Source organism: Cellvibrio chitinivorans (assembly GCF_035117775.1).
Taxonomy (GTDB): domain Bacteria; phylum Pseudomonadota; class Gammaproteobacteria; order Pseudomonadales; family Cellvibrionaceae; genus Cellvibrio; species Cellvibrio chitinivorans.
Genome location: NZ_JAYKKN010000019.1, coordinates 1 through 4,675 on the forward strand (window position 1 = coordinate 1; position 4,675 = coordinate 4,675).

Genomic DNA, 4,675 nt, shown 5'->3' on the forward strand with positions numbered 1-4,675 from the left:
AGTCAACGTGAGCGTAGTGACGAATTGGTGAGTCATACTCTACGTGTGAAGTGTTAATAGTAATACCGCGAGCTTTTTCTTCCGGTGCCTTATCGATACCATCAAAAGCTACAGCCTCACCACCCCAACTTTCTGCACACACGCGGGTCAACGCGGCGGTCAGCGTGGTTTTACCGTGGTCAACGTGACCAATGGTGCCCACGTTGACGTGGGGCTTGTTACGTTCAAACTTTTCCTTCGCCATTGCGAGCGCCTCCTCAGACGTAGATGACATTTACACAGACAAAAAAGCTGCGAAGGAAACCCTTTCGCAGCATATATGGAGCTCATAAGCAGATTTGAACTGCTGACCTCACCCTTACCAAGGGTGTGCTCTACCAACTGAGCTATATGAGCCAAAACCTTACTAAATTTGGAGCGGGTAGCGGGAATCGAACCCGCGCCATCAGCTTGGAAGGCTGAGGTTCTACCATTGAACCATACCCGCATTAATCAGATACTGGCCACTAGCCCAAAGCGCTAACAGTCATCAACGCTTCAAAATTTGGTGCAGGGGGATGGATTCGAACCATCGAAGCTCACGCGTCAGATTTACAGTCTGATCCCTTTGGCCGCTCGGGAACCCCTGCCTAAAAACCGCCGGCATTTTCCGGCCCACACATCAAACTGTCAACCTATTTTTTTAATAAATTCACAGAGTTACAGCAGCTTTGCGATTAAAAATGGAGCTGGCGAGAGGAATTGAACCCCCGACCGGCTGATTACAAGTCAGCTGCTCTACCTACTGAGCTACGCCAGCTTTTTAATCACCGCTGTTTGTGGAGGCAGAATTCTAGTGAAACATTTACTGGGAAGCAACACCCAAACAGAAATTTTGTCGTTTTTCTAGAGCAGTTTCTTTTGTTAGCAAGTCCACCCATACACTTTCGTCTATTTTTTCGGCAAAACCAGAATCAACAACCACCCATGTCTCTTGAATCACCTTTGGCAACATTTTTATATCGACCCCATAGCCCTGCTGTTTAATCTCACTTGCACGTTTTTCTGCGCCACCATAGTCACCATAACGCCCAAACGAAATACCGTTTGCCAACTCACCTTTCGTGATGACATGACTCTCAATATTTTTCTTTTGCAACTCATAGAGGCGGCGCAAAGCTTCTTTTTCAGAAACCTCTGGCTTTAAATAGACCCAATACGATTCTCCCTCTTTAATTTCCACGGGAGTGATGTGCGCCGAAGCCCCCAAGGAGGCCAATCGCTCTACCGCGAACTCCGCCTGCAACAACTGACCATAAGGGCCAATCATGGTGCAAAAGTCCGCACTTTTTTCCCCACCTTCTGCCACATTTCGCTCAACTTTTGTTGTTGCCGCCTCCTTTTTTCGAGACGGCAACTCCCCCTCTTGCTCCGATAACAAGCGCAAATCCTTATCGCCCAACGGGGCGGCCGCTTCTTGTAGCATAGAAGCAGGCTCATTCTTAGAAGCGAAAAAGTATTGATATCCAAAAAACGCGAGATTAGCAGCCACCAACAGAATAAAAATTGCCCGCATTCATCACTCCACTATCTATTAGGGATAATCCACAATACACATGAGGCCATCCAGAACAAGATCCGGCACCAGCCGCGCCTGCGGGTAAAATGGCAATAACTTATCTGCATCACCGCCCGTAAAAATTAATTGGCACTCAAAATCACCACTGTGTGCGAGCAATTGTCGCACACCATTGTCGATCAACCCTGTGAGCATAGCTGCAATTGCAGAATAAACTGCCTCATTCGTGTTAGCAGCAGGCAGCAAATGCAGCTCAGGCACATCCCGATCCAACACAATTTTTCGGGTGCCCGAGGTTAGTGATGCCGACATGAGCCGAAGACCCGGGCCGATAAATCCCCCCAGATGCTTTCCATCAGCCGCAAGCAAATCGACAGTCACAGCTGTACCGCAGGAAATAACAACACAGGCTTCATTAGTAAGCTTGTAGGCGGCATTTATCGCCAACCAGCGATCGACGCCTAGCCTTAATGGCTCGCGATAACCATTGCGCACCACCCCGCATATCGCACTGGTTCGTGCAAATTGAGGCTGCAACCCCAAGCAAGCAAGAGACCAAGCGACAAATCGCTGCTCCAACTCATCCCCAACTACGCTAACAACTGATACCGCTTTGATCGAACTGTGATAAGAGGCAATCTGCCCAGAGAGGCAATCTAATGATTCCTCAGTACAGATAAACCCTTGCGCCAATTTGATCTGTCGATCCCGAATTCGCCACTTGAGCCGAGTATTTCCCATATCGACCTCAAGAATCATAGCCAGACCTCAGCGATAGCTCGCCCCCGTGAAACTCTTCTTGCCCTTGAGCAGTTTCAAGTATCAAGGCACCTACATCGGTAACACCCACACAAGCACCAGCATGCACGATAGTCCCATTGTGCAACTCCACTCGCTTGCCAGCATGAGCATTCATGGATTCCCATTCAGAGCGATAATAAGCAAACCCCTTTTGCTCGTAGCTACTAAGCATCGATGCGAGCTCATCAAGCAATGTGGCCGCTACCCGATTACGCGAGACAGGCTCCAGCTCTTGCTGCTCAACAATAGTGCGTAAATCAATCCAAGGCTGAGTGATACTCTGAGCCTGCTCATCGGCCATAGAGACATTAATCCCCACCCCAATAACAACCTCACAATAACCTGCCGGATCGCCTCTCATTTCAATCAAAATGCCCGCTAATTTTTGATTTTGATAAAGCACATCATTAGGCCACTTCAGCTTCAAGCCCGATATGCCGTGGCGCTGCAAAGATCGAACTATCACCAGCCCCACCACTAAACTCAAACCTTCCAGTGCAGCAACTCCACCCTCAAAACCCCAACCACAGGAGCAATAAATATTTTGTGCAAATGGACTTACCCATTGACGCCCACGACGCCCGCGCCCTGCCGTTTGTGATTCAGCCATGCACACTTGCCCGACTGGATTCTCATGGCGCATCAAATAGGAGTTAGTTGAATCGATTTGAGGAAAAACACTAATCACCAGCGGTACATCGGACTCTCGATAGGATTCAATTTTGTCGATACCCAATAAATCCAAGCCTCTATCTATGCAATATCCCTTGCCTTTGAGTGATGAAAGTTGAATCCCCAAACCTTCCAGTTTTTGAAGGTGCTTCCACACAGCTGCACGGCTAACCCCTAATAGAAGACCCAACTCCTCGCCAGAGTGAAATTGACCATCAGCAAGCAAATTCAATATTTTGCGTAGAAAGCCTGTATCCTGAATGTTGTCAGCCATTCGTCTATTCCTCTACGTACTCACGCGGGTAGCGGCCACCCAAGCTGGTTAACACCTCGTACCCTAAGGATTTATTTTTTTGGCTTAAATAATCCAATGAAAGCAGATCATTAATAACTTCTATTTTCGCACCCAAAAGCTGTTCGTCCGACAAATTAATAGAAGATATATCAAATATGGTCGAGTCCATCGAAATACGCCCAACAGCTTTTATCAGTTGTCCATTTAAATAACCTTCTGGCTGCGCCCCCAAAGTTCGATGCAATCCATCCGCATAGCCGCCAGCAACTACTGCAACTCGCGCTCCATCAGGCAAGCTTGCTGCACATCCGTACCCTATAGTTGCAGCAGCATCCAATTTCCGCACCTGCGTTATGAGCAATGATAAACGAACTACTGGACTCATCGGATTTGGCTGATTCGGCGTTGGATTAATTCCATAAAGTGCGGCACCGGGTCGGCATAAATCAAAATGCCAATCATCACCCAAAAAAATCCCTGATGAATTGGCGAGACTAAAACGCAGACCGGGAAGGAGTGTTTTTATCAAAATAATACAGGCAGTAAATCTATCATGCTGCAGATAGTTAAGAGGGTGCTCAGGCTCATCCGCACAAGCCAAATGGCTCATCACCAACAAAGGATTTGCTGCGCGCACTAACTCAGGGGACTCGCATAATCTCTCGAACTCATTAAGATCAAGCCCAAAACGAGTCATGCCAGTGTTGATTTTTATCGCGGAAGGAGCCGCAACACCCAAGCGGGAATTCGTATTAGCCCAAGCAGTTATCGCAGCGACTGAACATAAAACTGGAGTGATTTTTGAGTCAATTAGCAAGCGTTCATTATTAATACCAATCCCGCCTAAGACATAAACAACGCTATCTTCAGGCAGGTAATTGCGAGCAGCGAGCGCCTCATCAATTGATGCAAAGAAAAACTCCCTGCATCCCACACCATAAAGAGCATTACCAATATCTTTTGCACCTAATCCATAAGCATTGGCTTTAATCACACCAGCAATAGCTGCACCATTAGCGATAGAACGTAATTTAAGCCAATTGGATTGAATAACAGGAAGATTAATTGTTATCACGATGACAGACTCTGAAAACAAATCAAAAAAAGAGACCGCATATAAGCAGAGCAAGACGACAAAATCTACTTCAATCGCGGTAATTTTTAGTCGAAAAAATTAATCGCAAATGAAAAACCCCTGTCAGTTTCCTGACAGGGGTTTTAGATTAGAAGCTTGACGATGACCTACTCTCACATGGGGAGACCCCACACTACCATCGGCGCTAAGTCGTTTCACTTCTGAGTTCGGGATGGGATCAGGTGGTTCCAACTCGCTATGGTCGTCAAGCAAT

5 protein-coding genes, 4 tRNA genes and 1 rRNA gene are annotated in these 4,675 nt (G+C 47.1%); all 10 read right to left on the reverse strand.

Annotation, left to right across the window (positions count from 1 at the left end):
- Positions 1-244: GTP-binding protein (locus SPL68_RS18325; RefSeq protein WP_323816620.1), on the reverse strand; the 244-nt coding region annotated here is incomplete at its 3' end.
- A 76-nt stretch (positions 245-320) separates the two neighbouring features.
- Positions 321-396, reverse strand: a tRNA-Thr gene (locus SPL68_RS18330).
- A gap of 17 nt (positions 397-413) precedes the next feature.
- Positions 414-487 (reverse strand) — tRNA-Gly (locus tag SPL68_RS18335).
- Between the two features lie 58 nt (positions 488-545).
- A tRNA-Tyr gene (locus SPL68_RS18340) sits at positions 546-629 on the reverse strand.
- 94 nt (positions 630-723) lie between these two features.
- Positions 724-799, reverse strand: a tRNA-Thr gene (locus SPL68_RS18345).
- 45 nt (positions 800-844) lie between these two features.
- The gene (locus SPL68_RS18350; protein ID WP_323816621.1) at positions 845-1,555 is read right to left on the reverse strand and encodes an SPOR domain-containing protein; all 711 of its coding nucleotides are present in this window, start codon (positions 1,553-1,555) and stop codon (positions 845-847) included.
- A gap of 18 nt (positions 1,556-1,573) precedes the next feature.
- Positions 1,574-2,317: a type III pantothenate kinase gene (locus SPL68_RS18355; protein ID WP_323816622.1), complete on the reverse strand. Its 744-nt coding sequence runs from the start codon at positions 2,315-2,317 to the stop codon at positions 1,574-1,576.
- On the reverse strand, positions 2,307-3,305 hold the full coding sequence (gene birA / locus SPL68_RS18360; protein ID WP_323816623.1) for a bifunctional biotin--[acetyl-CoA-carboxylase] ligase/biotin operon repressor BirA: 999 nt from the start codon (positions 3,303-3,305) through the stop codon (positions 2,307-2,309). Before birA ends, SPL68_RS18355 begins: the two co-directional genes overlap by 11 nt.
- A 4-nt stretch (positions 3,306-3,309) precedes the next feature.
- Positions 3,310-4,401, reverse strand: coding sequence for an alanine racemase (alr, locus tag SPL68_RS18365; RefSeq protein ID WP_323816624.1), 1,092 nt, complete (start codon positions 4,399-4,401; stop codon positions 3,310-3,312).
- 154 nt (positions 4,402-4,555) lie between these two features.
- Positions 4,556-4,671 (reverse strand): 5S ribosomal RNA (gene rrf / locus SPL68_RS18370).
- Between the last annotated feature and the right edge of the window lie 4 nt (positions 4,672-4,675).

Coding starts and splice junctions, on each gene's coding strand:
- SPL68_RS18350 (WP_323816621.1), bottom strand. CDS start 1,555: ATGCGGGCAATTTTTATTCTGTTGGTGGCTGCTAATCTCGCGTTTTTT.
- birA (WP_323816623.1), bottom strand. CDS start 3,305: ATGGCTGACAACATTCAGGATACAGGCTTTCTACGCAAAATATTGAAT.
- SPL68_RS18355 (WP_323816622.1), bottom strand. CDS start 2,317: ATGATTCTTGAGGTCGATATGGGAAATACTCGGCTCAAGTGGCGAATT.